This window comes from Streptomyces typhae (assembly GCF_009755605.1).
In the GTDB taxonomy this organism is placed as follows: Bacteria; Actinomycetota; Actinomycetes; order Streptomycetales; family Streptomycetaceae; genus Streptomyces; species Streptomyces typhae.
Map to the genome: position 1 here is coordinate 509,148 of NZ_WPNZ01000001.1, position 26,378 is coordinate 535,525.

The 26,378-nt window shown below is 73.1% G+C and carries 20 protein-coding genes; 3 read left to right on the forward strand and 17 right to left on the reverse strand.

Going from position 1 to position 26,378, the window contains the following annotated elements; all coding sequences use genetic code 11:
• From GPA10_RS02215 to GPA10_RS02235, 5 genes are all read right to left on the reverse strand, one after another.
• Window positions 1-1,968 (reverse strand): ABC transporter permease, encoded by a 1,968-nt coding sequence (locus tag GPA10_RS02215; protein ID WP_157163960.1) that lies wholly within the window; start codon window positions 1,966-1,968, stop codon window positions 1-3.
• Window positions 1,968-3,077: a quaternary amine ABC transporter ATP-binding protein gene (locus GPA10_RS02220; RefSeq protein ID WP_058848204.1), complete on the reverse strand. Its 1,110-nt coding sequence runs from the start codon at window positions 3,075-3,077 to the stop codon at window positions 1,968-1,970. The genes GPA10_RS02215 and GPA10_RS02220 overlap by 1 nt, the downstream gene beginning before the upstream one ends.
• Window positions 3,074-4,609: a GMC family oxidoreductase gene (locus GPA10_RS02225; protein ID WP_157163961.1), complete on the reverse strand. Its 1,536-nt coding sequence runs from the start codon at window positions 4,607-4,609 to the stop codon at window positions 3,074-3,076. Before GPA10_RS02225 ends, GPA10_RS02220 begins: the two co-directional genes overlap by 4 nt.
• 148 nt (window positions 4,610-4,757) lie before the next feature.
• Complete coding sequence (locus tag GPA10_RS02230; protein ID WP_157163962.1) at window positions 4,758-6,287, reverse strand: aldehyde dehydrogenase family protein; 1,530 nt, start codon at window positions 6,285-6,287, stop codon at window positions 4,758-4,760.
• A 108-nt stretch (window positions 6,288-6,395) separates the two neighbouring features.
• Window positions 6,396-7,448: a LysR family transcriptional regulator gene (locus GPA10_RS02235; RefSeq protein ID WP_425505643.1), complete on the reverse strand. Its 1,053-nt coding sequence runs from the start codon at window positions 7,446-7,448 to the stop codon at window positions 6,396-6,398.
• A gap of 96 nt (window positions 7,449-7,544) precedes the next feature.
• Between GPA10_RS02235 and GPA10_RS02240 the strand changes: the two genes are divergently transcribed.
• A complete protein-coding gene (locus GPA10_RS02240) occupies window positions 7,545-9,038 on the forward strand; it encodes an MFS transporter (RefSeq protein WP_157163963.1) in 1,494 nt (497 codons plus the stop codon).
• Between the two features lie 6 nt (window positions 9,039-9,044).
• Here the strand turns inward: GPA10_RS02240 and GPA10_RS02245 are convergent, their stop codons facing one another.
• From GPA10_RS02245 to GPA10_RS02285, 9 genes are all read right to left on the reverse strand, one after another.
• Window positions 9,045-9,848 carry a hypothetical protein gene (locus GPA10_RS02245; protein ID WP_157163964.1) on the reverse strand — a complete coding sequence of 268 codons (804 nt, stop codon included), beginning with the start codon at window positions 9,846-9,848 and terminating at the stop codon, window positions 9,045-9,047.
• A 2-nt stretch (window positions 9,849-9,850) separates the two neighbouring features.
• Window positions 9,851-10,231, reverse strand: coding sequence for a hypothetical protein (locus GPA10_RS02250; RefSeq protein WP_058848200.1), 381 nt, complete (start codon window positions 10,229-10,231; stop codon window positions 9,851-9,853).
• A 50-nt stretch (window positions 10,232-10,281) separates the two neighbouring features.
• Complete coding sequence (locus GPA10_RS02255; protein ID WP_157163965.1) at window positions 10,282-12,186, reverse strand: hypothetical protein; 1,905 nt, start codon at window positions 12,184-12,186, stop codon at window positions 10,282-10,284.
• 187 nt (window positions 12,187-12,373) lie between these two features.
• Entirely contained in the window at window positions 12,374-13,363 is a 990-nt protein-coding gene (locus GPA10_RS02260) for a malate dehydrogenase (RefSeq protein WP_157163966.1), read from the reverse strand.
• Between the two features lie 392 nt (window positions 13,364-13,755).
• Window positions 13,756-15,129, reverse strand: coding sequence for an XRE family transcriptional regulator (locus GPA10_RS02265; RefSeq protein ID WP_157163967.1), 1,374 nt, complete (start codon window positions 15,127-15,129; stop codon window positions 13,756-13,758).
• A 477-nt stretch (window positions 15,130-15,606) separates the two neighbouring features.
• Complete coding sequence (locus tag GPA10_RS02270; protein WP_107450243.1) at window positions 15,607-16,302, reverse strand: response regulator; 696 nt, start codon at window positions 16,300-16,302, stop codon at window positions 15,607-15,609.
• Complete coding sequence (locus GPA10_RS02275; protein WP_058848195.1) at window positions 16,299-17,468, reverse strand: sensor histidine kinase; 1,170 nt, start codon at window positions 17,466-17,468, stop codon at window positions 16,299-16,301. The genes GPA10_RS02270 and GPA10_RS02275 overlap by 4 nt, the downstream gene beginning before the upstream one ends.
• Window positions 17,469-17,911: 443 nt before the next feature.
• On the reverse strand, window positions 17,912-18,508 hold the full coding sequence (locus tag GPA10_RS42155; protein ID WP_425505660.1) for a DUF3017 domain-containing protein: 597 nt from the start codon (window positions 18,506-18,508) through the stop codon (window positions 17,912-17,914).
• A 253-nt stretch (window positions 18,509-18,761) separates the two neighbouring features.
• Window positions 18,762-19,616, reverse strand: a complete 855-nt coding sequence (locus GPA10_RS02285) for a bifunctional methylenetetrahydrofolate dehydrogenase/methenyltetrahydrofolate cyclohydrolase (protein ID WP_157163968.1) — start codon at window positions 19,614-19,616, stop codon at window positions 18,762-18,764.
• A gap of 247 nt (window positions 19,617-19,863) precedes the next feature.
• Here GPA10_RS02285 and GPA10_RS02290 point away from each other — a divergent pair, with 247 nt between their 5' ends.
• Entirely contained in the window at window positions 19,864-20,571 is a 708-nt protein-coding gene (locus tag GPA10_RS02290; RefSeq protein ID WP_157163969.1) for an RDD family protein, read from the forward strand.
• A 75-nt stretch (window positions 20,572-20,646) separates the two neighbouring features.
• Here the strand turns inward: GPA10_RS02290 and purH are convergent, their stop codons facing one another.
• Window positions 20,647-22,266, reverse strand: coding sequence for a bifunctional phosphoribosylaminoimidazolecarboxamide formyltransferase/IMP cyclohydrolase (gene purH, locus GPA10_RS02295; protein WP_343040209.1), 1,620 nt, complete (start codon window positions 22,264-22,266; stop codon window positions 20,647-20,649).
• Window positions 22,263-22,922 carry a phosphoribosylglycinamide formyltransferase gene (purN, locus tag GPA10_RS02300; protein WP_058848191.1) on the reverse strand — a complete coding sequence of 220 codons (660 nt, stop codon included), beginning with the start codon at window positions 22,920-22,922 and terminating at the stop codon, window positions 22,263-22,265. The genes purH and purN overlap by 4 nt, the downstream gene beginning before the upstream one ends.
• A 248-nt stretch (window positions 22,923-23,170) precedes the next feature.
• Here purN and GPA10_RS02305 point away from each other — a divergent pair, with 248 nt between their 5' ends.
• The gene (locus tag GPA10_RS02305; RefSeq protein WP_157163970.1) at window positions 23,171-24,181 is read left to right on the forward strand and encodes a hypothetical protein; all 1,011 of its coding nucleotides are present in this window, start codon (window positions 23,171-23,173) and stop codon (window positions 24,179-24,181) included.
• 315 nt (window positions 24,182-24,496) lie between these two features.
• Here GPA10_RS02305 and GPA10_RS02310 read toward each other — a convergent pair whose 3' ends face one another.
• On the reverse strand, window positions 24,497-26,347 hold the full coding sequence (locus GPA10_RS02310; RefSeq protein WP_198351483.1) for a cell division protein PerM: 1,851 nt from the start codon (window positions 26,345-26,347) through the stop codon (window positions 24,497-24,499).
• Window positions 26,348-26,378 lie beyond the last annotated feature (31 nt).

Sequence of the window (26,378 nt, forward strand, 5' to 3'; positions counted from 1 at the left end):
TCAGGCTCCCTTCTTCGCGCGGCGCGCCGTGGGCTGCGTGACGCGGTCCAGCATCAGGCCGAGGCAGACGATCGCGACACCGGCCACCAGGCCCGTCGCCAGGTCGCCCTGCGCGATGCCGAACACGACGTCGTAGCCGAGCGCGCCACCGCCGACGAGACCGCCGATGACGACGACGGCGAGGACCAGGACGACGCCCTGGTTGAGGGCGAGCATCAGGGCGGGCCGGGCGAGGGGCAGCTGGACCTGGCGCAGCTGCTGCCAGCTGGTCGCGCCGAGCGAGCGCGAGGACTCCATCGCGGCGGCGTCGACCTGGCGCAGGCCCTGCGTGGTGATGCGGACGACGGCGGGCAGCGCGTAGACGACGGCCGCGGCGACCGCGGGGGCACGGCCGATGCCGAAGAGGGCGACGACCGGGATCAGGTACACGAACTGCGGCATCGTCTGGAAGACGTCGAGCACCGGGCGGAGCAGGCGTTCGAGGCGCTTGCTGCGGGACGCGGCGACACCGATCGCGAAGCCGAGCACCAGCGTCACGGCGACACCGGCGAGGACCTGCGCGAGCGTGTCGAGGGACTTGTTCCACACCCCGAGGACACCGATGGCGGCCATCGCCGCGACGGCGGTCAGCGCGGTCTGCCAGGTGCCGATCACCCAGGCGAGCGCGGCGACGACGAGGAGGACCGACCACCAGGGCAGGCCCTGGAGGCCGTCGCGGACCGGGTTGAGGACCCACGTGGTGAAGTTCGCCGCCCAGTCGGCGGTGCCGCCGACGACGGGCACACCGGTGTAGATGTGGTCGACCATCCACTCCTTGGCGGTGTTGACGGACGGGGCGATGTCGACGACCCAGTCGACCGGCCAGTCCACACGGTCCGCGAAGCGGGCGGCGAGCGCGGCCACGACGGTCACCGCGGCGGCGAAGGACCAGCCGCGCCGGCCGCGCAGCGGCGAGCGGTCGTCCGCGGGGGCGCCGGCGCGCTCACCGGCGGCACCGGTGACACGGTCGAGGACCACGGCGAGCAGCACGATGGGGATACCGGCGGCGAGCGCCTGGCCCACGTCGACGGTGGACAGGGCCTGGTAGACGCGGTCGCCGAGGCCGCCCGCGCCGATGACGGAGGCGATGACGGCCATGGAAAGGGCCATCATGATGGTCTGGTTGACGCCGAGCAGGAGTTCCTTGAGCGCGAGGGGCAGACGCGCGGACAGCAGGCGCTGGCGTCCGGTCGCGCCCAGCGAGGTCACCGCCTCCATCACGCCGCCGTCGGCGCCGCGCAGGCCGAGCGCGGTGAGCCGGGCCATGGGCGGAGCCGCGTACACCACCGTCGCGATGATGGCCGCGGGCACGCCCATGCCGAAGACGAGGGCGAACGGCAGCAGATACGCGTACGCGGGCAGCACCTGCATGGTGTCGAGGACCGGGCGCAGGATGCGGAAGATCCGGTCGTTGAGGCCGCCCGCGAGGCCGAGGAGCAGGCCGATCACGACCGAGGCGAGGACCGCCACGATCATCAGGGCGAGCGTCTGCATGGTCGGCACCCACATGCCGAGCAGACCGCAGACGGCGAACGCGGACGACGCGAGGACCGCGAGCCGCACACCCGCGACGCGCCAGGCGACGAGGCCGGCGCCGACGGTCACCCCGGCCCAGCCCGCGGCGAGCAGCACGAGGTAGACGCCGCGCACGGACAGCACGATGGCGTTGGAGACGTGCCCGAGGAAGTGGGTGAACAGCCAGTGGCTGTCGCGGTTGTCGATGATCCAGTCGGTGGTCTTCCCCAGCGGCTCGGTCAGGTCGACGGTGAGGGCGTCCGGCCAGGCGCCGGAGGCCCACCTGGCGTCGACGATCGGCACGAGGACCGCCGCGGCGACGGCGAGCAGCAGGAGCTTGCCGACGGCGCGGTGGCGCAGGAGCGCGCCGATTCCCGTATCTCGTGCGGGCGTGGAAGCGGTGGCGGTGGCCATCAGGCGACCACCTCGCCCGGCGCGGACGCGGGCCTTGCGGGGTCCGTGCCCGCGACCACCGCGAGCAGCCCCGCGTGGTCCACCACGCCCAGGCAGCGCTTGCCGTCCATGACGCGCACCGGGTAGCCGGAGCGGGCGACGGCCTCGATGGCCTCGGCGACCTTGGCGTCGGGCGCGAGGGCGGCGCCCGGGGTGTCCTCGCCCTCGCCCACGGGGCGCATCGCGCTGCGGACGCTCATCACGTCGGCGCGGGCCACGTCGCGGACGAAGTCACGGACGTAGTCGTCGGCCGGGGAGCCGACGATCTCCTCGGGGGTGCCGAGCTGGACGACACGGCCGTCGCGCATCAGGGCGATGCGGTCGCCGAGCTTGAGGGCCTCGCTGAGGTCGTGGGTGATGAAGACCATCGTGCGGCCCTCCTCACGGTGCAGCCGGACGACTTCCTCCTGCATGTCGCGGCGGATCAGCGGGTCGAGGGCGCTGAACGGCTCGTCGAACAGGAGGACTTCGGGATCGACGGCGAGGGCGCGGGCCAGGCCGACGCGCTGCTGCTGGCCACCGGAGAGCTGGCCCGGCCTGCGCTGCTCCAGGCCTTCGAGGCCGACCTTCTCGACCACTGCGAGGGCCTTGGCGCGGCGCTCGGCCCTGCCGACGCCCTGGATCTCCAGGCCGTACGCGACGTTGTCGAGGACCGAGCGGTGCGGCAGGAGGCCGAAGTGCTGGAAGACCATGGCGGCGCGGTGCCTGCGCAGTTCGCGCAGGCGGGCCTTGTCCATGGCGAGGACGTCCTCACCGTCGATGGCGAGGCTGCCCGAGGTCGGCTCGATCAGCCGGGTCAGACAGCGTACGAGCGTGGACTTGCCGGAGCCCGACAGGCCCATGACGACGAAGACCTCGCCCTTGTTCACCTCGAAGGAGACATCCCGCACGGCGGCGGTGCAGCCGGTGCGCTCGCGCAGCTCGGCCGGGTCGAGGGCGGTCAGCTCGCTGTCGCCCGGTATTCGATCAGCTTTGGGGCCGAAGACCTTCCAGAGGTTCGACACCGCGAAGACGGGGCCCTCGCCGGTCGTCCCGCTCTTGTCCTCCGTCGTCACCACGGCTGCGCTCATCGGCCGTCACCCCCAAGCATCTCGGCACATTTCTCCCCGACCATGAGCACTCCGATCATCGGGTTCACGGCGGGCATCGTCGGGAAGACGGATGCGTCCGCGATACGGATTCCTTCCAGGCCCCGGATCCTCAACTCGGGGTCGACCACCGCGAGTCCATCACCGGAAGCACCCATTCGGCAGGTTCCCGCGGGGTGGTAGACGGTGTGCGCGGCCTTGCGGACCAGTTCGCCGATCTCGGCGTCGTCGGTGACCTCCGGGCCGGGGAACACCTCGCGCTTGAGCCACTTCCTGAACGGCTCGGCCTCGGCGACCTTGCGGGCCAGCTTGATGCCGTCGACGAGCGTCCGCCCGTCGTAGTCGCCTTCGTCCTCGAAGTACCTGAAGTCGATGGCGGGCTTGACCTCGGGGTCCGCGGAGGTGAGGTAGAGGCGGCCGCGGGCACGGGACTTGGGGATGTTCGGCGTCATCGACACACCGTGCTCGGGGCGTTCGTAGCCGAGCCGCTCCGGGTTGTCGGTGAAGGGGATCTGGTAGAAGTGGAACATCAGGTCCGGGCCCTTGTGGCCGGGGTCCCGCTTCACGAAGAGGCCCGCGTCGGAGTCCATCGCGGAGTTGCCGGGGATCGGCCCGTTCGTCTCCCAGACGATGACCGACTCGGGGTGGTCGATGAGGTTCTCGCCGACGCCCGGCAGGTCCTGCACGACCGGGATGCCGAGGGCTTCGAGGTCCCCCGCCGGGCCGACGCCGGAGTGCATCAGGAGGCGGGGCGTGTCGACGGCGCCCGCGCAGACGAGCACCTCGCGGCGGGCGGTCAGCAGCCGCTCCGCGCCGTCCTTGGCGCGGACGTGGACGCCGCGCGCGGTCTTGCCCTCGAACTGGAGCCTGTACGCCCACGTCTCCAGGAAGAGGTGGAGGTTGGGGCGGTCACCGGCTTCCATGTGGGGGTGCAGATAGGCGACGGACGCGGAGGAACGCTTGTTGTTCTCCGGGTGGTACGCCAGGTCGAAGAAGCCGACGCCCTCCTCGAAGGGCCGGTCGTTGAAGCCGACGACCTCGGGGACGTCCAGGGCGGACTTGACGGCCTCGACCCAGTCGGTGGCGATCTGGTTCTGGTCCTTCTTCGCGACGCGCACGACGTTGTTGCGCAGCTTGCCGAAGTAGGGGTCCATGGACGCGGCGTTCCAGCCGGTGGCACCTGCCTCCTCCCACTCGTCCCAGTCGGACGGCAGCGGCTTGAAGGAGATCAGCGTGTTGTGCGAGGAGCAGCCGCCGAGGACCTTGGCGCGGCTGTGCAGGATGTGCGAGTTGCCGCGCGGCTGCTCGGTGGTGGTGTAGCCGTAGTCGAGTTCGCCGCCGAGGAGGCCGAGCCAGCGGCGCAGCGTCAGGACGTCGTCCCGGTCGATGTCGCTGGGGCCGCCCTCGATGACGGCGACGGAGACGTCCGGGTTCTCGGTGAGGCGGGACGCGATCACCGATCCTGCGGTGCCGCCGCCGACGATGACGTAGTCGAACTCGGTCTGGTCAGACATGCGTGGGTGCTCCTCTTCCTGCGAGGTCGTGCAAGGTGCTCGCGCGTAATGAGCGGGGGTGCGGGAGTGCGCGGGGGGGGTGCTCGGAACGTGGCGCGCGCGGGGCGGTGTGTCCCGCCCCGCGCGTCTCGTTGCGTGGTTCCGGTGGTCAGCCGGCGAACCAGCGGACCGGCTGCGGCGCCAGGTTCTGGTAGATGTGCTTGGCCTCGCGGTACTCGGCGAGCCCCGCGGGGCCCAGCTCGCGGCCGACGCCGCTCTTGCCGAAGCCGCCCCACTCGGCCTGCGGCAGGTAGGGGTGGAAGTCGTTGATCCAGACGGTGCCGTGGCGCAGCCGGCGGGCCATGCGGCGGCCGCGGCCGGAGTCGGCGGTCCACACGGCGCCCGCGAGCCCGTACTCGGTGTCGTTGGCGAGGGCGACGGCCTCGTCCTCGGTGCGGAAGGTCTCCACGGTCAGAACAGGACCGAAGACCTCCTCGCGGACGACCCTCATCCCGCGGTGGCACTGGTCGAGGACCGTCGGCTCGTAGAAGTAGCCGGTGGCGGGGCGCGCGTCGGTGGGCTCGGGCCGCTTGCCGCCGCACCGCAGCACGGCGCCCTCCGCCAGCGCGGAGGCGACGTATCCCTCGGTCTTCTCGCGCTGCTCCTCCGACACGAGCGGGCCGCACTCGACGCCGTCCTCGGTGCCGCGGCCGAGGCGGATCCGCTCGGCGCGCCGGACCAGCTCGGCGACGAAGCGCTCACGCACCGACTCCTCGACGATGAGGCGGCCACCGGCGGAGCAGACCTGTCCGCTGTGGATGAAGGCGGCGTTCAGTGCCTGGTCGACGGCGGTGTCGAAGCCCTCGTCGGTGGCGCAGGCGTCCGCGAAGACGACGTTCGGGTTCTTGCCGCCGAGTTCCAGGGCGACCTTCTTCACGCCGAGGGCGGCGGCCTGGGCGACCTTGGTGCCGGAGACGAGCCCGCCCGTGAAGGAGACGAGGTCGACGCCGGGGTGGTCGGCGAGGCGGGCGCCGACCGTGTGGCCGGGGCCCGTGACGATGTTGGCGACACCCTCGGGCAGTCCGGCCTCGACGAGCAGCTCGATCAGGGCGACCGTCGTCAGGGGCGTGATCTCGCTCGGCTTGATGACGAAGGTGTTGCCGGCCGCGAGGGCGGGCGCGATCTTCCAGCTGGCCTGGAGCAGCGGGTAGTTCCAGGGAGTGATCATCGTGCAGACGCCGATGGGCTCGTGCACGACGACGCTGTGGATGTCGTCGGACCCGGCGTCGACGACACGTCCCGCGCCCTCGCCGATCACGAGGTCGGCGAAGTACCGGAAGGCGTCGGCCACGCAGTCGACGTCGACGCGGCCCTCCTCGACGGTCTTGCCCGCGTCCCGGCTCTCCAGGAGGCCGATCTTCTCGCGGTCGCGGACGAGCAGGTCGGCGACGCGGCGCAGCAGCGCGGCACGCTCGGCGACCGGCGTGCCCGGCCAGGGGCCCTCGTCGAAGGCGCGGCGCGCGGCGGCGATCGCCGCGTCGGCGTCGTCCGTGCCGCCTTCGGCGATGACCGCGAACGGCTTGGCATCCGCGGGGTCGATGATCTCGCGGGTGGCGCCGGAAGCGGCGCTCAGCCACTCTCCCGCCACGTGGATGGTCTGTTGTGCGGACACGTCCCTGCTGCCTTCCGTTCCTGGCATTCTTCGGCATTCGCTGCCTTTTGCCCCACCTGATCACTCGTGGTAGCCGGGAGCACCTGCCCCTCTCCGGGGAAAGCATGCACATTCGACGGCCGGAAGTGCGGTGTGTCACTCGCCTCGTGGATACGTGTCACCTCCCGGCCTGGGCAGCAGTTCCCGCACGCACCCCCGCAGCCACGCGTGCGCCGGGTCCGCGTCGTTGCGGGGGTGCCAGGCCATGCCGAGGGTGAGCGGCGGCAGTTCCAGGGGCAGCGGGAAGGTGACCAGGCCGAGGGTGTCGGTCAGGGGGCGGGCCCAGGACATGGAGAGACCGACGAGGTCGGTGTGGAGCAGGATGAAGAGGGAGGCGGGGTACGTCCCCACGTTCCCCACGACCTTGCGGCGCAGGCCGAGTTCCGCGAGGGCCGCGTCCACGGGTCCGCTCATCCGCCCCTTCCGGGACACGGCCAGGTGGTCACCGGCGGCGAACCGCTCCGGTGTCACCTCGGCGTCCAGGAGCGGATGCCCGGGGCGTACGACCCCCATCATCACGTCGTCGCGGAGGTGCTCGACCCGTACCTCGGGCGCGACCGTGTCGATCACGCCGACCTCCAGGTCGGCGGTGCCGTCGCGGAGCACGGGCGCGGACAGATGGCTCTCCGGCAGGAAGCGGAGGCGCACCCCCGGGGCCTGGGCCGCCGCGCGGGCGAACAGTCGGGGCGCCCACGCCGCGGCGAACGCGTCCTGGCCGACCACGGTGAGGGTGCGCGAGAGCGCCCGCAGGTCCTGCGCGCCGGGGCCCGCGAACACGGCCCGCGCCCGCTCGACGACCGCGCTCACCTCCGCCTGTACGGCGAGCGCGTACGGCGTGGGCACCATCTGACGGCCCGCGCGCACCAGGACGGGGTCGCCGAGTGCCTTGCGGACCCGGCCGAGGGTGCGGCTCGTCGCGGGCTCCGACAGATGCAGCCGGGCAGCGGCACCGCGCACGCTGCGCTCGTCGAGCAGCACGTCGAGGGCGAGCAGCAGATTGAGATCGACGCCGCTCACGTCCCCGTAGGCGCGGTCCACGCGGTCCGCGCCGTCGACGCCCGCACCGCCCCCATAGGGGCCGTCCACGCCCGCATCGCCCCCGTAGGGGCCGTCCATGCCCTCATCAGGTCGTACTTCTCCTTGCGTCACACGCAATCATCCCTTGCACAAGTTGCACTGGAAAGCAGGTATGCGGCGAGCCTACGGTGGCTCCATCCCCACCACGCCGCTCCCCGAGGAGGAGCCTTGCCCGCGCCTGCCCACTCTCCGTCCACCCGCCGCGCCGCCACACCGCCCTCCCCCGGGGACCCGGGAGCCCCGGGAGCCCCGCGACCCCCGGGCCCTCTCAAGCGCTCCGCTCTCCTCGTCCTGTGCGCCTGCGTCCTCGTCGCCCAGGGCATGGTCGCCGCCATCAATCTGCTGCTCCCGCAGCTCAGCGCGTCCGGTCTCGACCTCTCCGCCAGCGAACTCCTGTGGACCGTCGACGCCTACGTCATCGTCTTCGCGGGTCTGCTCATACCGGCGGGCGCGCTCGGCGACCGCTACGGCCGCAAGGGCGCACTGCTCGCGGGGATCGGCCTGTTCGCCGCGGGCGCCGCGGTGAGCGCGCTCGCCGGTTCAGCGGCCCTGCTCATCGCGGGCCGCGGCGTCTCCGGTGCCGGCGCCGCGCTGATCATGCCCGCGACCATGTCGATCCTGATGCGGGTGGCGCCGCCCGAGCAGCGGCCGCGCGCCCTCGCCTCCTGGACCCTCGCGGTCGGCCTCGGCGGCTTCGCCGGGAACGCCGGGGGCGGTCTGGTCGGCGAGTACCTGTCGTGGCGCGCGCTGTTCTGGGTGATGGTGCCGCTCGCCGCGGTCCTCGCCCTCGCCGCGGCCCGCGCGGTGCCCCGCACGGACCACTCGGCGGGCACCCCGGCCGCCCCGGCCCTCGACCCCGTGGGCACGCTGCTGCTCACGGCGGGCCTGGTCGCCGTCCTCTTCGGCATCATCGAGAGCCCGATGCACGGGTGGGCCTCCGCGAGGATCCTGGGGGCCTTCGCGGCTGGAGCCGTGCTGCTCGCCCTGTTCACGGCCCACGCGCTGCGCTCCCCCGCCCCGCTGGTCGACCCGCGGGTCTTCCGCTCCGCGCGGCTGCGCGCGGCGACCCTCGGCACGGCGGCCGGGTTCTTCGGCCTGTTCGCCCTGTTCTACGTCAACTCCCAGTACTTGCAGTACGTGCAGGGGTACGGGGCGGCGCGCGCCGGATTCGCCATCCTGCCGCTCACCGTGGGCATGGCCCTCGTGCCCCGGTTCGCGGCGCGCTGGGCCGCGTCGCCGAGGCCCGTGGCGGGCGGCGGTCTGCTGCTCGTCGGGGCGGGGCTGCTCGCCACCTCGACGGTCGGCGCGGGCACTCCGTACGCGGTGTACGCCTGCTGGCTGCTCGTCATCTCCGCCGGTACGGGGCTGTGCATGCCCGCCCTGACGATGAGCGTGGTCTCCGCGCTGCCTCCGCGCCAGGCGGGCCTCGGCTCCGGGCTCGGCACCTCCGCACGGGAGATCGGCGCCGCCCTCGGTGTCGCCGTCACCGGCACGGTGCTCGCCGACCACACCGGCACGGGCCACGCGGGCGGCGCCGCGGACTTCACATCCGGGATGGCGGCGGCGCTGCGCGTGGTCGGGATCGTGGTGATCGTCGCGGCGGCGGTGGTGTGGGCGGGCTTCTCCGGGCGGGACCGGGGCGGCGAGAAGATCCCGGTCTAGCTCCCGCTAGCTCCCGTCCGGCTGCGGGCAGTAAGTGAGCGGTGGGCAGAACCACTTCAGGGCGGTCGCGACCAACTCCTTCTCGTCCTGGGTGCCGTCCGCCTCAGCCCCGTACGCGGCGAGGGCGTAGATCTTGCCGTCCTCCGCCTCGAAGCGGTGGTCGATCACGTACCAGGTGCCGATGTCCGGCTCGTCCGTGATCTTGTCGGTGCGGTAGGTGAGGCGGGCGGCGGGGCGGGGGGCGTCCGGGCTGGTGAGGGAGAGCTGCTCGAAGCCGCTGGACTTCGGGACCTGCGTGTCGTCGAGGTACACCTGCAACGAGGCCATCGGGGACGGCTCGCTCACCTCGTACACCTGGAGCCGCCGACTGCCGTCGTCGCTGCGGTAGTTGACGATGTCCATGGACGTGCCGCTCTGGGCCTGCTGCCCGCTGCGGCGCCAGCCCTCGGGCACCGCGGTCCTGAAGCCCTCGTCGTCGTCGACGGATTCGTAGCCGGACGGCGGGCCGCCGTCCGGGGAGGGCTGCGCGGCGTCCTCCGTGCCGGTCGTGTCCGAGTCGCCTCCGGAGCCGTCCGTGCCGGTGCCCGGCTCGGGTCGGGGCTGGGGCTGCGTCAGGTACGCCGTCGGCTTCGGCTCGTCCTTCCAGCCGAGGGCCCAGGTGCCGAAGGCGAGGCCGCACACCGCGAGCACCGCGACCGCGCCGCGCAGGGCGGTGCGCTGCCGCCCGGCGTCCCGGTCGTGGAGCGCCGCGATCGCCCGCTCCTGTTCGGGGCCGACCCACTCCTGCCGGTCCTTATCGTAGATCCGCACGGTCAGCCCAGGACGCCGGCGACGGCCTGGAGGAAGGCCGTCACGGACGCGGCCGTCGTGGCGGCGGGCGCGTACTCCGTGAGGCGGTCGCGAAGGCGGACGAGGACGCCTCGCTCCGCGCGTCCTGCGCGGCTCAGCTCGCCCTCGATGTCGTCGAGGCGGGCCGCGATCTCGTCGTCCTCGGGCGTGCGCGCGCCCTCGCCCAGCTCCCGGCGGAGCGTGCGGACGGCGGTCAGGAGGTCGCCGCGCGCCCGGTCGGAGACCACCGTCGTGTAGTTGGTGGACTCGGCCTTGCCGTGGTCGCCGAAGGCCAGGGAGCCGCCGTGGACGGCGCCGATGTGGACGCTCGCGCCGCCGCCCGCGGGCTGGTCGTCACTGCTCATGAGGTTCCTCCCGTAAGGGGCAATGAAGCAAGAAGGGGGCCGGGGTCCGCTCACGCGGAGGTCTTGTCCATGTGGGTGGCCTGGCCGTGAGTGCCGGTGGCGAGGGCGCCGCCGGACATCTCCTTGATGTAGACACCGCTGTTGATCTGCGTGATGTGCTGCTCCAGGCGGTCCGTGCGGTAGCCGCCCTCCTTGAGCGCGTCGCGCACTCCCTCACCGATGCGGTCCTGAAGCGTGCGGGTGTAGCGGGCGACGTCCATCTCCTGGAACAGCGAGAGGTCGTCGGTGGCTGCGACCTGGCGCAGCGAGACCAGCGGGGCGTCGGGGGCGCGGCCGGGCTCCGGCCAGAGGCGGGCGGCCCCGGCGCGCAGCAGCCGCCCGAGGCTCCGCAGGGCCCCCGCCGTGCCGGCCGGGCGGGGCGCGTGGCGGCGGTCGGCCGCGGGCGCCGTCAGCCACAGCCGCAGCGCGCCGCCGAGCGAGGGCAGCCAGCGCAGGGCCGTGATGCCGAGGGCCACCGAGTGCACGGGGGCGGCGACGACGGCGCGGGCCGCGTCGCGCAGCGGCCCGTCCGGCTCACCCGCCACGAGCGCGTCGACGGCCCGGAACTCGGACCTGACCGGGCCGAGCACGTGCGGCACCACTTCCAGGACGAGCATGCCTCCTTGCGTGTGCACCCGGACCAGGAGCGTGACGACGACCTGCTCGTTCCAGGCGCCGACGCGGATGCGCAGGAAGTGGCGGCGGGCCTCGCCGCCCTCGCCCGCGGACTCGTCGAGGTGCCGGTCCGCCTGGTCCCGCGCGTACACGAGGGCCTGCCGCGTGCCCTCGCCCGTGTACACCTCCTCGTCGCGGCCGACGCCCGCGGGGAGGTAGACGAACTCCTCGATCTCCAGCTGCCGCAGCCGGTCCCTGCTGGTGGCCGCCGCCGAGGTGCGCAGGGCCTCCAGGCGGGGCTCGATCATCGCGATGACGTCGTTCGCGGTGAGCGTCACGGGAGCGGTCTGCTGCCGGGGCACACCGCCGTTCGCCCCGGCGGGGCCGGGCCCGGCGCCGTCGGCCCCGGTTCCGTCGCCCTCGGCGGCGGCACGCTTCAGTTCCAGGACGACGGACCAGGGCTTGCGGGGCGTTCCGGCGCCGACGAAGGGACGGTTGACGTCGTAGAGGGTGAGGGAGGCGTCCTGCTCGCGGCGGATGCACCGCTCGATGCGGCCGTACCAGGCGGGCAGGCGCGGCTGCTCGGTCTCGGCGAAGGTCTGCCGGGCCAGCTGCGCGCGCAGTGTCCGGGCCCGCACGGTGGTGTGGCGCCAGACGACGGCCGCGATCAGGAGCGGGAAGATCACCGGGTACGGGGTGTCGGTGATCCCGTCGAGCGCGGCCACCGCGTACGCGAGCGCGGCCGACCAGGCCGTGTACGTCAGCAGCCAGCCGAAGCGCCGCCGCAGCCAGGCGAGGGGCGCGGGCAGCGGCACCGGCCGCAGCGGCTCCCCGACGCCCGTGTCCCGGCCCGCCACGCTCCGCGCGCACCACAGCAGCACCACCACGAGGGCGTACGCCAGGGCCCAGCCGCCCGGCACCATGCCGCCGAGGCCGCCGCCGGGCTCCGCGTCGCCCGCGCCGGAGGCCTCCCTGCCGAACGGGAGCCAGGCGATGTCGGCGGCGGAGAGCCCCGCGTCGCCGCCCGCGCGGTCCTCCAGGTCGTCCCAGAGGAGCACGGCGTCCGTGACCAGGAACCCGACCCAGACGGCGAGCAGCAGCAGCGCCGTCACCAGCTCGTCGCGGCGGGCGCGCAGCGCGTGCGCGAGCACCGGAAGGACGTCGGCGCCGAGCGGCGGCGCCACCGGCCGTTCCGCGTGCCCGACCAGCTCCTCGACGACGCGTCTGCGGAACGCCGCGTTGACGTGTGTGCCCGCGCTGAGCAGCCGGGTGGCCTCGGTGTGCGCGTACTGGCGGGGCACCCGGCGACGCTGCCGTCGGGACGGCCGCCGCGGCGAATCGGCTTGCATGCGGCGCAAGTTAGCGGAGCGGGCGGTGGGTGTCCGGGGAATGGGACAACTGTCCCCCGAAAGATTCCGCGTACGGGAGAGCCCCCGACGCCGTACCGCGTCGGGGGCTCTCCCGTACGTACCCGTACGTACTGGTGGACTAGATGAGGCCGAGGCCGCGGACCGCCTCGCGCTCCTCCTCGAGCTCCTTGACGGAGGCGTCGATGCGGGCACGGGAGAAGTCGTTGACGTCCAGGCCCTGGACGATCTCGTACTTGCCGTCCTTGGCGGTGACGGGGAAGGAGGAGATGAGGCCCTCCGGCACTCCGTACGAACCGTCGGACGGGATGCCCATGGAGGTCCAGTCGCCGGCGGCCGTGCCGTTGACCCACGTGTGCACGTGGTCGATGGCGGCGTTGGCGGCGGAGGCGGCGGAGGACGCGCCACGGGCCTCGATGATCGCGGCGCCGCGCTTGGCGACGGTCGGGATGAAGGTGTCGGCGAGCCACTGCTCGTCGTTCACGACCTCGGCGGCGTTCTTGCCGGCGATCTCCGCGTGGAAGATGTCCGGGTACTGGGTCGCCGAGTGGTTGCCCCAGATGGTCAGGCGCTTGATGTCGGAGACCGAGGTGCCGGTCTTCTTCGCGAGCTGCGAGAGCGCGCGGTTGTGGTCGAGGCGCGTCATGGCGGTGAAGCGCTCGGCCGGTACGTCCGGGGCGGCGGCCTGCGCGATGAGCGCGTTGGTGTTGGCCGGGTTGCCGACGACGAGGACCTTGATGTCGTCCGCGGCGTGGTCGTTGATGGCCTTGCCCTGCGGCTTGAAGATGCCGCCGTTGGCCTCCAGGAGGTCGCCGCGCTCCATGCCCTTGGTGCGGGGGCGGGCGCCGACGAGGAGGGCGACGTTGGCGCCGTCGAAGGCGACGTTCGGGTCGTCGCTGATCTCGATGCCCTTGAGCAGCGGGAAGGCGCAGTCGTCGAGCTCCATGGCGGTGCCCTCGGCGGCCTTCAGCGCGGGCGTGATCTCCAGGAGGCGCAGGTTGACCGGCACGTCCGGGCCGAGCAGGTGGCCGGAGGCGATGCGGAACAGCAGCGCGTAGCCGATCTGGCCGGCTGCGCCGGTGACGGTGACATTCACGGGAGTGCGGGTCATGGCGATCTCCGTAAGACAGCTGGCGGTGGGGGTCCCTGCCCCTTGTGCTGGATCCCCTGCCGACACCCTCGTCGATCGCCTCTCGATGATCGATCTCTTGGCATCAAGAGAGATCCGGCGTCAGGTTACCGCGCCGTCCCGCACCGGGGACGATGGGGCCCTGTGGACCACCCCACAGGGCCTGGTCCCTGGGCCTTTGAGGGGTATCCCCCGCCGCACGGGGAGGACGCCCCCGCCGCACGGGGAGGGCGGCCGCCGCCTCGGGGGGGGGGGAGGAGGCAGCGGCCGCGTGGGGGTGTGACCACTCCCGTGGGGGTAGCTTCCGTCTGCCCTGGGATCCCCCCGGCATGCGCCTCCACTCCCAACAACTTTCAACGTCTCCGCTGCGCCAGTCACTGCGTGCAGCCGGTCCGGCCGGAGGCGAGCGTCACGCACGCCTTGGCTGCGGCGGCGTCCCGCACGGCCACCATGGGCGTGTACCCGTCGACCCCGTCGACGGTCCCGCGCTGCGCCCCCGCCCCCGCGCCGCCCCCGGTGATCCGCACCTCGTCCCCGGGCGCGGCCAGCGTGACCCGCGCCCAGGCGGCCCCGCACGTCTTGCTGTACCGCACCTCGACGAGCGTCCTCGCGCCGACGGTCGCCCGGGACGTGGTCCGGGCGAGCTCCCCGCCGCACCCCATGTTCTCGGGGTCCTTCCCGGCGCAGGCGGCCCCGCTGCACTTGACCCCGGGGGGCAGCTTCGCCGTGGACGTCGACGGCGCGGCGGACGGCTTCGCCTTCTTGTCGTCGTCGCCCTTGCCCAGGTCCGTGAGGAACACGGCCGCCGCGATCACCACGAGCGCCCCCAGCACACCGGCGAGGAACATCGTCAGCTTCCGCTTGCGCCGCTCCCCGTCGGGCGACTTGCCGCCGGCCCCCGGCCCCCCGCCCGGGTGCACCGGCGGCACCGAAGCCGTCGGGACCACCGAGCCGGGCGGCGCCGACGCCTCGTACGACCGCGAGGCGGGCGTGGCCGCCCCTGCCGGTCCCGCGGGGGCCCCCGGCAGCGGCCGCGGCTGGACCCCGTACCGCACGGTCTCGGGCTCCCGGTCGGCGGGCTGCTGCCGCGGCACCGGCGGCACCGTCGGCGAGACCCCGGCGGGCCCGGCCACTCCGGTCACGGTCCCGACGCCGCCCCGCGACGCCCGCCCGGGACCGCTCCCCTTGGGGACGTCGGGGGTGTCGGTGGCGTGGGGGGCCGTGCCCGCTGCGGCCGCCGCGGCCGCAGCGGAGCCCGGGGAACCCGTGGAATTCACGGCACTCGCGGCACTCGCGGAGCCCGAGGCCCCCTTGGCCTCCGAGGAGTCCTTGGCGCTCTTGGCACCGCTGCCGCCCTTGGCGCCCTTGCCGCCCTTGGCCCCCTTCGAACTCCCCTCCGGCTTCGAGGCGAGTTCGCCGAGCGCGGCGCGCGCCTGCGAGATGCGTATGGCCTGCATCGTCATGTCGTGCCGCATCTCGGAGCGGCTCCAGGCGCGCTCCGCGAGCTCCCACATGGTGATGAGGTGCACCGGTGGCGTACCGGTGACTTCGGCGAGCGCGACGATCGCGCCCTTGGGGGCGAGCAGCCGCCCGTTCAGATAGCGCTCCCACGACGTCTTGCTGTAGCCGGTCCTGTCCGACACCGCGGCGATGCTGAGCCCGCTGCGGTCGACCAGCCTGCGCAACTGACTCGCGAACTCCCTGACCTGAGGGTCGAGATCATCCGGTAGCGCCTTCCAACGAGGCATTGCTCCCCCTATTCCCCCCGTACGTGCCTGTCTTCCCCCGCGCGTGAACTACCCAGAGGGATGCGCGAAGCCGGGACGTCAGTTCCCGGAACGGGAGCGCGTCGGCGCGATGGGGGCATCGTGTGCCCTGCTGCGCGCCCCGTGGTCCCACGGCCCAGTGTCCCACCGTCGCCACGCCGCACAACGCGGAACCCGAGCCGCTCTTCACGGTCCTCGGATGATCTTCCTGGATATGCCGTTCGACCAGGTCGTTCCTCATCCGTAGCGGCCCCGGAACACCGTTGCGGAATGGTCACTTCCGTGCCACAGGGGGCAGTCCTGACTTGTAGCCCCGATGGCGCGTCCATGACGCTTGAGCCACGGCGAGCACGGGGGCTCGCCCCGCAGAACGACGACGCCCGTCCTCCCACGGGGGAGAGGACGGGCGTTGTCCCTGTGCGGCTCCACATCTCGGAGCTGCGTTATCGGAGCTGCGTTTCAGAGATTCGATCCGCCCGGGATCACGAGACCCGTCTCGTAGGCGATCACCACGGCCTGGGCCCTGGTGTCCAGGTCCAGCTTGTTCATGGTGCGGTTGAGGTGCGTCTTCACGGTCGCCTCGCTGATGTACAGGCGGTCCGCTATCTCCCCGTTGGAGAGGCCCTGCGCGATCAGCTTCAGGACCTCCAACTCGCGTCCGGTGAGCGCGGCGAGGTCGGCGGGCGGCGCGCCCGCCGGGGCGGGGGCGCCGCCGGAGCGCACCGCGAAGGCCTCCACCAGGCGCCGGGTGACGCTCGGTGCGAACAGGGCGTCGCCGCTGGCCACCGCGGCCACCGCGGCAAGGAGCCGTTCCGGCCCCGAGTCCTTGAGGAGGAAGCCGGCCGCGCCCGCGCGAAGCGCCCCGTACACGTACTCGTCGAGGTCGAAGGTGGTGAGGACGAGGACGCGCGGCAGCGGCTCGGGGGCCGCGGCGAGGATGCGCTCGGTGGCGGTGATGCCGTTCATGCCGGGCATGCGGATGTCCATCAGGATCACGTCGGGGTGTGTGGCCGCGGCGAGTTCCACGGCTTCCGCGCCGTCACCGGCCTCGCCGACGACCTCGATCCCGGGCGCCGCCCGCAGCACACCGACGAGCCCGGCGCGGATGAGGAACTGGTCGTCCACGACGAGCACCTTGGTGTGGCTTGGGGTCATTCGGTGACATCGTCTCCCGGCGGTGCGGCCCGTGCCGACGTGGGCAGGGTCAGCCTGACGGCGAACCCTCCCGCGCTGCGCGGCCCGATGCTGATCGTTCCGCCATAGAGCTTCGCTCGTTCACGCATACCGATCAACCCATGTCCACCATCACTCCTCACTCTGTCCGGAATCACCCCCTCCCCATCGTCGGTGACCGACACCTCGATGCGGTCGCGGTGGTAATGGAGTTCCACGGTCGCGCTGGCGTGGCGGGCATGCTTGAGGACGTTGGTGAGGGCTTCCTGCACCACGCGGTACGCGCACAGCTCGACGCCGGGCGCGATCGGCCGCGGCGTCCCGGTGACGCGGAACTCCACGGGCACACCGCCCGCCCTGACCCGGTCCGTCATGTCCTCGATGCGGGCGAGCCCCGGCATCGGCGCGTCCGGCACCACCCCGTCGTCCTCCTGCGCCCGCAGCACCCGCAGCATGCGGCGCATCTCCTCAAGGGCCTCGGTGCTGGTGCCGGAGATGGTGCCGAGCGCGGTGCGCGCGGTCCGGGCGTCGGAGTCGAAGACGAACTTGGCGAGCCCCGCCTGGACGGAGATCACCGACATGTGGTGGGCGACGACGTCGTGCAGCTCCCTGGCTATCCGGCCGCGTTCCTGCGCGACCGCGCGCCGGGCCCTCTCGTGCTGTTCGGCGTGGGTCTTGCGGGCGAGTTCCGCGGAGCGCCGGGCCAGGTATCCCATCCGCCACACCAGGGCGTTGATGCCGATGGCCTGCGAGGCCACGGTCAGCGGCGACGGCATGGAGACGTTGTCCTCGCTCACGAGCCCGCCGTAGACCCAGATGGCGGCGAGCAGTCCGGCACACAGGCCGGTCACCTTCGTGGACTTCTGGAGGGCCACCGTGTAGAGACACAGCATGGGTCCGAAGGACGTCACCACCGGCCAGTAGCCGACGGCCACGTACAGGGTCCACAGCGCGTAGGTGAGCAGGCAGACCAGGAGGGGCGCCTTCCACCGGAACATGGTCGGCACGATCACCAGGAGCGCCAGCAGATAGCCGCGGCCGTCCAGCGTCGACCAGCCCACGACGTGGGCCTCCGGCCCCAGCATCACGACCAGAACCGCTTGCCCGATGGCGAGCAGCACGTCGACGGCGAACGGGGGGAGGCGCATCGCCGCAGCGTAGCCCGCGTGCGGGAGGAGACACGTCCACCGGTCGCCGTACCGCGGAAGTTGTAGACGGCCCCTGTCTACTCCGAAGGTGGTAGACGAACGTCAACCCGGCACAGGACGACGGGACGCACCGGCGCCGCGTAGGTTCTTGCCTCAGCACCACCACCCGCGCCGCCTGAAGAACACGGCGCGTCGGGGGAAGGGGGCGCGGGCCGCAAACGGGGGTTTGCACGGGGGACCAGGCCTGCGCCCCACAACCCCGGGACACTTGGACCACTGAGGTACGCGGCTTCGTGCGGGGGCGCACGAAGGAACGGGCCCGCGGCCGTAGGCACCACCCCCTGCCCCCACGGCCAACGGCCCGTACTCTCCTGGCGAGTACGGGCCGTTGGTGTGTGCCGTCCGGCGCCTGCCGTACGGGATGTGCCGTACGGGGCGTCCGGCTAGCTGCTGATCGTGAAGTGCAGCGCGTCGTCGAGGAACGGGATCCGCAGCCAGGGGTTCGGCTGCGCCATCAGCGCGAGCAGCACGATGACCAGGCCGATGCTGCCGTACGTCACCATGTCGGTGAACCGCGAGCGCACCGCCAGCATGCCGACGCCCGGCAGCCACCAGCGCATCACGGCGCCCGCGAGCAGGGCGAGCCCGATCAGTATCGTGCCGACGCGGAACACGTCGAAGGCGGTCAGGAGCAGGCCGAGCCCCACCAGGGACACGACGCACAGGAGCGGCCACTGGCGCGCCGGCGCGGGCGCGTCCCCGGACGCCGCCCGTCCGCCGCCCTCGGGCCGCGCGGTGTCCCGGGTGAACAGCGGGAACCGCCGCGACACCTTGACGGGTTCGCCGTCCGGCCCGGGAGCGCTGACGGCGCCCTTGGCGGTGGGCTGACCGCCGTCGTCGGGGTCACCGCCGGTGTCTGCCGCGGGGGTGACGCCCTCGGCCGCGTCGGCGCGGCCGGTACCCGCCGCGGGAGCGGCACCCTCGGGCACATCCACACGGCCGGTACCCGCCGCGGGAGCGGCACCCTCGGGCACATCCACACGGCCGGTACCCGCCGCGGGAGCGGCACCCTCGGCCGCGCCCTCGGCCCTGTCCACGCCCGGCTCCGCGCCCGCGTCCGCGCCCTCGGGCGGGCCTGCTTCGCCGGGTGCGTCCGCGCCCAGGCCTGCGTCCGTCCCCGGACCCGCTGCTGTCCCCGGGGCCGCGGCCGTCCCCGGGCCCGTACCGGCGTCCGGGTCCGCGGCCCGGGAACTGCCCCTCGGCCCTGCGTTCATGGGCTAGCCCTTCCCTTGCTCAGCCCGCGCGGCGTTCCGCGGCCTCGACGACGTTGACCAGGAGCTGGGCGCGTGTCATCGGGCCCACGCCGCCGGGGTTGGGCGAGATCCACCCGGCGACCTCGGCGACGCCCGGGTGCACATCGCCGACGATCTTCCCGCTGTCGTCCCGGGAGACGCCGACGTCGAGCACCGCGGCCCCCGGCTTCACGTCCTCGGGCTTGATGAGGTGCGGTACGCCGGCCGCCGCCACGATGATGTCGGCGCGCCGCAGATGGGAGGAGAGGTCACGGGTGCCGGTGTGGCACTGCGTGACCGTCGCGTTCTCCGACCTGCGGGTGAGGAGGAGCGGCATCGGCCGTCCGATGGTCACCCCGCGCCCCACGACCACGACCTCCGCGCCCTTGATCTCGACGTCGTGCCGGCGCAGCAGCCGGATGATGCCGTACGGGGTGCAGGGCAGCGGCGCCGGCTCGTTCAGGACCAGGCGGCCCAGGTTGGTCGGGTGCAGGCCGTCCGCGTCCTTGGCCGGATCCATGAGTTCCAGGATGCGGTTCTCGTCGATGCCCTTGGGCAGCGGCAGTTGCACGATGTAGCCGGTGCAGGCCGGGTCGTCGTTCAGCTCCCGCACCACGGCCTCGATCTCCTCCTGCGAGGCCGTGGCGGGCAGTTCGCGCTGGATGGAGGCGATGCCCACCTGCGCGCAGTCGCGGTGCTTGCCCGCGACGTACTTCTGGCTGCCGGGGTCGTCTCCGACCAGGACGGTACCGAGGCCGGGCGTCACGCCCTTCTCCTTCAGAGCCGCCACGCGGGCGGTCAGTTCGGACTTGATCGCTGCTGCGGTGGCCTTGCCATCGAGAATCTGGGCGGTCATGCCCCCCATCCTCGCGGATGAGCCCGCCCGCGTACCAATCCGGGGGCACCCGCCCGGGGGCCGCGCGCCCGTGATGATTGCACTCGCACAACAGACGGGGACGTGGCTGGACAAACACGGCAGCGCTGAAGAACGATATGAGCCGCAGTACCGCGGCCGGTGTCGGGGGGACCGACGCATCCGTGAACGTTTCTCCTCCGCGCGTGCCGCGTCGTCCCCGCACGCTCCACGACGGAGGAACCCCGCCATGAGCAACCCCTACGGGCCGCCGCCCCAGCAGCCCGACCAGCCGGGCTACGGCCCCGGCTACGGCTATCCGCAGCAGGCCCCCCAGGGCGTACCGCCCCAGCAGGGCGGCTACCCGGGGCAGGGTTACGCCCCGTACCCGCAGCAGGGCGCCCAGCCCTACGGCGCCTATCCGCAGCAGCCCGGCGGCTACGGCTACCCGGGCGGCCCCGGCCCGACGGTGGCCTCCATGGGCCGCCGCTTCGGCGCGCGCGTCATCGACGGCGTGGTGTTCAGCGTGATCTTCACCTTCCTCATCCTCGGCGGCGCGATCAGCGCCTTCGACAAGGCGAGCGACTGCGAGCCGGGCACCGCGGGGTACGACGCGTGCATGAACGACGCGGGGTCCGACTTCGCGGCGCAGTTCGGCGCCGTGCTCGGCACCTTCGCCGTCATCAGCCTGCTCTACGAGTGGCTGATGACGAGCCTCGCGGGCGGCACGCTCGGCAAGCTGGCCGTCGGCATCCGCGTCGTGAACGAGGAGAACGGACAGAAGCCGGGCATCGGCCCCTCGTTCCTCCGCTGGATCATCCCGATGGTGGGCTCGATCGCCTGCGGGATCGGTCAGCTCCTCGTCTATCTGTCCCCCTTCTGGGACAAGTCGGGCAAGCAGCAGGGCTGGCACGACACGGTCGCCAAGACGATGGTCGTGCAGCGGTCCAACAACTGACCTTCCGCCGTACGTGAAGCGGGCGCCGCACCCTCGGGGGTGCGGCGCCCGCTTTACGTCCCGGCGTGGTGCGGCTCAGTGGAAGAAGTGCCGCGTCCCCGTGAAGTACATCGTCACGCCCGCCTTCTTGGCGGCCTCGACGACGAGTTCGTCGCGGACCGAACCGCCGGGCTGGACGACGGCCTTGACGCCCGCGGCGGTGAGGACCTCCAGGCCGTCGGGGAAGGGGAAGAACGCGTCGGAGGCGGCGAAGGCCCCGTGGGCCCGCTCCGCACCGGCCCGCTCGACGGCGAGCTTCGCGGAGTCGACGCGGTTGACCTGGCCCATGCCGACGCCGACGGACGCCCCGTCCTTGGCCAGCAGGATCGCGTTGGACTTCACGGCACGGCAGGCGCGCCAGGCGAAGGACAGCTCGGCGAGTTCGCCCGGGGAGAGGGCGTCGCCGGTGGCGAGGGTCCAGTTGGCCGGGTTGTCGCCGTCGGCCTGGAGCCGGTCGGTGACCTGGAGCAGCACACCGCCGTCGACGGGCTTGACCTCGACGGGGGCGGCGGGCGCCTGCGGGACGCGCAGGACGCGGATGTTCTTCTTCTTGGTGAGGGCTTCGAGCGCGCCGTCCTCGTAGTCGGGCGCGACGATCACCTCGGTGAAGACGTCGGCGACCTGCTCCGCCATCTCCTTGGTGACCGGCCTGTTCACGGCGATGACGCCGCCGAACGCGGACAGCGGGTCACAGGCGTGCGCCTTGCGGTGCGCCTCGGCGACGTTGCCGCCGATGGCGATGCCGCACGGGTTGGCGTGCTTGATGATCGCCACGCACGGGTCGTCGTGGTCGTACGCGGCACGGCGCGCGGCGTCCGTGTCGGTGAAGTTGTTGTACGACATCTCCTTGCCGTGCAGCTGCTCGGCCTCGGCGAGGCCGCCGTGGCCGTCCGTGTAGAGCGCGGCGCCCTGGTGCGGGTTCTCGCCGTAGCGCAGCACGTTCTTGCGGGTGTGGGTCGAGCCGATGAACTCGGGGAAGCCGCCCGCGGCGGAGCCGCTGTCGGACGCGGCGTCGGCGGCGTAGTCCTCCGCGAACCAGGACGCCACCGCCACGTCGTACGCGGCCGTGTGCTGGAACGCCTCGCCCGCGAGCCGCTTGCGCGCCGTCAGGTCGAAGCCGCCGTCGCGGACCGCGGCGAGCACGGCGCCGTACCGGGCGGGACTGGTGACGACCGCCACGGACGGGTGGTTCTTCGCGGCGGCGCGGACCATCGAGGGGCCGCCGATGTCGATCTGCTCCACGCACTCGTCGGGCGTCGCACCGGAGGCGACGGTCTCCTTGAACGGGTAGAGGTTCACGACGACGAGCTGGAACGGCTCCACGCCCAGCTCGGAGAGCTGCCGCCGGTGGTCCTCCAGGCGCAGGTCGGCGAGGATGCCGGCGTGCACGCGTGGGTGCAGCGTCTTGACGCGGCCGTCCAGGCACTCGGGGAAGCCGGTCAGCTCCTCGACCTTGGTGACCGGCACGCCCGCGGCGGCGATCCGCCCGGCGGTGGAGCCGGTCGACACCAGCTCCACACCGGCCTCGTGCAGGCCGCGCGCGAGATCCTCGAGCCCGGTCTTGTCGTAGACGCTGATGAGCGCGCGCTTGACGGGGCGCTGCGTACCTTCGGCGGTGGCCGTACTTCCGGCGGTGGCCGTACCTTCGGCGGTCACGGGATAACTACCTTTCGTCCCTCGATCGAGAAGCCGTCCCGGGCCAGACGCCCGACGACTTCGACGAGCAGTGCTCGCTCGACTTCCTTGATGCGCTCGTGCAGCGCGCTCTCGTCGTCCTCGGCCCTGATCTCCACCACGCCCTGCGCGATGATCGGGCCGGTGTCGACGCCGTCGTCGACGAAGTGGACGGTGCAGCCGGTGACCTTCGCGCCGTACGCGAGTGCGTCGCGCACGCCGTGGGCCCCCGGAAAACTGGGCAGCAGCGCCGGGTGCGTGTTCACCGTGCGCCCGCCGAACCTGGCCAGGAACTCCTTGCCGACGATCTTCATGAACCCGGCGGAGATCACCAGGTCGGGCTCGTACGCCGCGGTGGCGTCGGCGAGCGCGCGGTCCCACTCCTCGCGGGTCGCGTGGTCCCGCACCCGGCACACGAACGTCGGCAGGCCCGCGCGCTCGGCGCGCTCCAGGCCCACGATGCCGGTGCGGTCGGCGCCGACGGCCACGACCTCGGCGCCGTACGCGGCCGCCCCGTGCTCCGCGACGGCGTCGAGCAGGGCCTGCAGATTCGTACCTGATCCGGAGACCAGCACGACGAGGCGCTTGGCCTTGGCCACGGCGGGGCCCTTTCTCGGGAGTTCTCTTTGTACGGTCATACGAAGGCTTCGCACTCCCCGATACGGGGAACTCTACGAAGCGGCCGACCGTCAGCAACGATACCGGCACACCGGACCGCCCCTCACGGGACGGGGGCGCGGCCGGAAGGTAGCGTCTGTGGGGGCAGCCGCCCGAACAGCCGGTTGCCAAGCTCCACCGCCGAGTTGCCGGCTCCGCCGAGCCGGCGGGTTCCACCAAGCCGAGCTCCACCTAGGCCGAGCTCTACCAAGGGGAAGACGCACACCTGATGCCGGACCGCAGCCTCCGCCTCCCACCGACGCTCGCGCCTGCCGCGGCCGGCCCGTCCCGCGCACCCGGCGCGGGCGCCCCGACACGCGCCGGGCGGGACGGGACGACACTGCTGCGGGACGGCGGGCGGCCCTCTTCGCCGCCTCGGGGGGCCGATGGGTCGGGTGACTCCGGGGGTTCTGGGGGTTCTGGGAGGCCTGGAGGTTCCGGGGGCTCCGGGGGTTCCGGGGGTTCCGGGAGCCCGTCCGAGGACAATCCCTTCGCGCCGCCGCCCGAGGGCACGCCCGAGCAGCCCTGGCAGCCGCGGCGGCCCACCGGCGGGCAGGGGTCCGAAGGCGACGGCGGCCAGGACGGCTCCGGCGGCCGCGGCGACTCGCCCTGGGGCAGCCAGTGGAGCGACCAGCAGCCCGGACGGTCCTCGGACGGCGGCTTCGGCGACCGGCCGCGCGGCCAGGCACAGGGGCCCGACAACTCCGGCGGCTCCGGCGGATCGGGCGGCGGGCTCCGCTGGGACCCGACCGACCCGGCCCAGCGCCGCGCGCGCTACGCCCTGCTCTCCGGCATGTGGGCGTTCTTCTTCGCGCTCTTCGGCTGGCGGTACGTGGCGCTGCTGCTCGGCGCGCTCGGTCTCCACTGGGCGATCAGCGCGCTGCGGGCCAAGCCGCGGACGCCGGACCCGACGACTCCGGCCTCCGTCCCGGCGGCGTCCGCGGGGGCGGGGGCTTCCGGGGCCGGTGGCTCCGACGGTCCCGGTGGCCCTGGCGGCTCCGCGCCCTCCGGTGCCCCGAAGAAGTCCGGGAGCGGCTCGCGGCCGCAGACGACGGCGGCGATCAGCGGACTCGTGACGGCCTCGCTCGCGCTGGTCATGGTGCTCGCGACGTTCGCCGCGCAGCTCATCTACCGGGACTACTACACGTGCCGTGACGACGCCCTGACCAACGCGTCCCAGCAGTCCTGCGAGGACCTGCTGCCCAAGGAGCTGCGGCCGCTCCTCACCGACCGCGACTGACGCCCGCGCGCCGCGTTCCGTCCCGCCCCTCGCTCCTCTCGGGGCGGGGCGGGGCGGGTGTCGGTGCACGGTGTTCGCGTACAACGACGAAGGTCCCCTCACCGGTGAGTGAGGGGACCTTCGTTCTTGGAGCGCCCGGCAGGCCTTGCACCTACATTTCCCATCGGATGATGGGCGTCTTTCCTTGGACCACAGACGCGTGATGTGTGTACTTCCGTGCTGTGCACCGAAGTTACGTCCATGATCGTACACGAGGAACCGGTGTTTCTGAAACCGCGTCGGGTTGTGCGCCGGTCGGGCCGGGCGTCGTTCGGGTCATGCGTCGGGGGGTGCGTCGGGCTCGGGGCGTGTGTCCGGCTCCCGTTTCGCGTCGACGATGGGCGCGACGGGCTCTTGGTGCCGCCATCGTCGTAGCCGGGGCCAGGACCAGGAACCGGGGCGGGCCCAGGACCAGGTCCCGGGGCGGGCCGAGGACCAGGTCCCGGCGAGTGACCGGGTGCGGGTCCTGGGTTCCGGGCGCGGGCGGGCCCGGAGGCGAAGTCTCGCCCAGGGGCGGGGGCGGGCCTCGGAGCGGGGTTTCGCCCAGGAGCGGGGGTTCAGCAGGGATCGGGGCTGCGCCTCGGACCGGGGGTTCAGCAGGGGCCGGGGTTCCGCCCCGGACCGGAGTTCCGCCCCGGAGCGGGGTGTCGCCCCGGAGCGGATCAGCCGTCGCCCCCAGAGGCGCAGCCGGTGTCTGCGCCCGGCGGTCTCGGGGTTCGCCGCTCCGGAAGCCGCCGCTCCCCCGGCCACCGGGGCCGAAGCCGAAGCCGGAGCCGGAGCCGGAGCGGGCGGCGGAGTCGGAGCCGCCACCCGAAGCGCCTGCGCCACCGCCGCCTCCAGCCGCGCCGCCTCCGCCCGGATCCGTGACCGCGTACGCCACCAGCGCACCACCAGTGCCACCGGCACCCCAGCCAACAGCGTCCACCCCGTCGCCACCGCACCCGTGAGCCACCACACCGGCCCGAAATCGGCGAGCAACCACACCCCCATCGGCCCCCCGGCAAGGCCGGCGAGCACCGCGCTCAGGACCCCGCACAGCACCGCCGCGAAGGTGGCGCCGAGTGCCGTACGCCCCACCGGCCAGGACGAACCCCCGGCTGTCGCCGCCCGCGCCAGGAACCATCCGAGCGTCCACCCCGCGAGGACGGGCACCACCCCCACCGCCCAGGTGAGCGGCGAACCGGGCCCCTCCTCGGGGACCGCCGCGAGCAGCGGGAACGGCGGCAGCAGCGGTGCCGCCGAGGCGCCGAGCGGCGACACCACCGTCCCCGTCCCGAGGACGAAGCCCGGCCCGAGCCCGTACGCGGCGCCCCACACCGCCGCGTTCGGCACCAGCGCGAGCGCGAGCAGGAGCACCGCGAACCGTCCCGACCACACCGTGGTGACATCGAGGAACGACTCCCGCACCGGGCCCCCGTGCAGCACCACCGACAGCGCCACGAGCAGCGCTCCCCCGGCGACGAGGGCCGCCGCGCCCGCGCTCGCCGCCCGCCCCATGGCGAGCGTGCCTTCGGGGTCGAAGAAGCGGCGCAGCACACCGGGCACCGGCAGCGCGTCCGCCGCGCGCCGCAGTGCGCCCGGCAGCGGTCCGTGCGGTCGGCCCTGTGCCGTCCACACGCCGAACCCTGCCGCCGCCACGGCGAGGAGCGGCACGTGTGCCGCCGCGCTCAGCCAGGAGGGGCGGAGGCCGCCGCCCGCCGCGTACACCGTGGCCGCCGTCCCCACCAGGACATAGCCGAGCACCACTCCCGTCCAAGCGGTGCGCACGCCGAGGGCCCGTTCCTCGGGGTCGGCCGCGTCCCGCGCCGCACGGTGCACCAGCCAGGCGGGCAGCGCGAGCAGCAGCAGCGGGGTGATGCCCACCGGTGCGGGCACACCGGACAGCGTCTCGGTGCGGACGAGTTCCGTACCGTGCGCGAGGAGCCACAGCGTCGCCGCCACGTGCAGCGCGCCGTCGGGTCCGCTGTCCGGGTACGGCGAGCTGATCCACAGCCCCATCACCAGGACCGCGAACACGCCGAGTCCGAGCCCCGCGGCGATCGCACCGCCGATCACGCAGGTGCCGAGGCCCGGTGCCGTCTGCTTCCGGTAGAGCGTCAGAGAGCCGGAGTCGGTCGTATGGGTCACATGGTCATGCTGCCAACGACACGCGCATTCT

Excerpts from the sequence above, each read along its gene's own strand:
- GPA10_RS02225 (WP_157163961.1), bottom strand. The coding sequence starts at position 4,609 with ATGTCTGACCAGACCGAGTTCGACTACGTCATCGTCGGCGGCGGCACC.
- GPA10_RS02265 (WP_157163967.1), bottom strand. The coding sequence starts at position 15,129 with ATGCCTCGTTGGAAGGCGCTACCGGATGATCTCGACCCTCAGGTCAGG.
- GPA10_RS02270 (WP_107450243.1), bottom strand. The coding sequence starts at position 16,302 with ATGACCCCAAGCCACACCAAGGTGCTCGTCGTGGACGACCAGTTCCTC.
- GPA10_RS02220 (WP_058848204.1), bottom strand. The coding sequence starts at position 3,077 with ATGAGCGCAGCCGTGGTGACGACGGAGGACAAGAGCGGGACGACCGGC.
- GPA10_RS02275 (WP_058848195.1), bottom strand. The coding sequence starts at position 17,468 with ATGCGCCTCCCCCCGTTCGCCGTCGACGTGCTGCTCGCCATCGGGCAA.
- purN (WP_058848191.1), bottom strand. The coding sequence starts at position 22,922 with ATGACCGTACAAAGAGAACTCCCGAGAAAGGGCCCCGCCGTGGCCAAG.
- GPA10_RS02285 (WP_157163968.1), bottom strand. The coding sequence starts at position 19,616 with ATGACCGCCCAGATTCTCGATGGCAAGGCCACCGCAGCAGCGATCAAG.
- GPA10_RS02305 (WP_157163970.1), top strand. The coding sequence starts at position 23,171 with ATGCCGGACCGCAGCCTCCGCCTCCCACCGACGCTCGCGCCTGCCGCG.
- GPA10_RS02260 (WP_157163966.1), bottom strand. The coding sequence starts at position 13,363 with ATGACCCGCACTCCCGTGAATGTCACCGTCACCGGCGCAGCCGGCCAG.
- GPA10_RS02290 (WP_157163969.1), top strand. The coding sequence starts at position 19,864 with ATGAGCAACCCCTACGGGCCGCCGCCCCAGCAGCCCGACCAGCCGGGC.
- GPA10_RS02250 (WP_058848200.1), bottom strand. The coding sequence starts at position 10,231 with ATGAGCAGTGACGACCAGCCCGCGGGCGGCGGCGCGAGCGTCCACATC.
- GPA10_RS02215 (WP_157163960.1), bottom strand. The coding sequence starts at position 1,968 with ATGGCCACCGCCACCGCTTCCACGCCCGCACGAGATACGGGAATCGGC.
- GPA10_RS02230 (WP_157163962.1), bottom strand. The coding sequence starts at position 6,287 with ATGCCAGGAACGGAAGGCAGCAGGGACGTGTCCGCACAACAGACCATC.